The organism is Microbacterium sp. B24 (assembly GCF_000333415.1).
Lineage (GTDB): Bacteria > Actinomycetota > Actinomycetes > Actinomycetales > Microbacteriaceae > Microbacterium.
The window spans coordinates 1-428 of the sequence record NZ_BADB01000349.1; the positions used below are offsets into that span (position 1 = coordinate 1).

A 428-nucleotide genomic window follows, 5' to 3' on the forward strand; every position below is an offset into this window, starting at 1 on the left:
ATTCGAGCTCGGTCCCGGGGATCCTCTAGAGTCCGGCTCTCATCGCCGCGGTGCGCGAAGCGGGGTACGACGCGCGCGTGCGAGAGCGCACCGCCCACCCGCACGCCGGCCCCCACGACGGCCGTGCGTCGTCGTCGCACGGCGGCCACGTCCATGACGTCGAAGACCGCCCGGGTGCCACACGGCTGACCACTCGTCTGCTCATCAGCGCCGTGCTGGCCGTGCCGGTGGTACTTCTCGGGATGATTCCGCCGTGGCAGTTCCCGGGGTGGCAGTGGTTGTCGTTCGTACTGGCAGTGCCCGTCGTGCTCTGGGGAGGCTGGCCCTTCCACCGCGCCACGTTCGCCAACGCCCGCCATGGCGCGATGACGATGGACACCCTCATCACGCTCGGAACAGGTGCGGCGACGCTGTGGAGCGTCTGGGCG

1 pseudogene is annotated in these 428 nt (G+C 70.3%); it reads left to right on the forward strand.

Features of this window, described 5'->3' with window-relative positions:
* Nucleotides 1-77 precede the first annotated feature (77 nt).
* Nucleotides 78-428 (forward strand): annotated as a pseudogene (locus I5I_RS09050) (heavy metal translocating P-type ATPase); the annotation flags it as partial.